This window comes from Vibrio hepatarius (assembly GCF_001274785.1).
GTDB classification, from domain to species: domain Bacteria; phylum Pseudomonadota; class Gammaproteobacteria; order Enterobacterales; family Vibrionaceae; genus Vibrio; species Vibrio hepatarius.
In genome coordinates, this window is sequence record NZ_LHPI01000059.1 from 1 (window position 1) to 246 (window position 246).

The 246-nt window shown below is 58.9% G+C and carries 1 protein-coding gene; it reads right to left on the reverse strand.

Annotation, left to right across the window (positions count from 1 at the left end; genetic code table 11):
* Positions 1–14: 14 nt before the first annotated feature.
* Positions 15–246, reverse strand: a 232-nt coding sequence (locus tag AKJ31_RS23375) for a hypothetical protein (protein ID WP_000452736.1), incomplete at its 5' end; no start/stop codon positions are given.

Genomic DNA, 246 nt, shown 5'->3' on the forward strand with positions numbered 1-246 from the left:
CCAGCCAGTGCCCGTCACTCCCTGTCGTCTGGGCGTTCCTCTGGGCTAAACATCGACATGATCCGGCGCTTAATATCGCCGTCCTTGTTGACCAGCGTCTTGGTCACGAAGGCCGCGTATTCTTTGGCGTTGTCGTACCCTTTCCAGACCTCGTGGGGGTCAAGAGCGTAGGCGCAAACCCGCCCAGCGACTGGGATTCTGACCAAGGCGCGTTCTGTCTCAAGGTGGGGTTCTAGGGATTTTCCC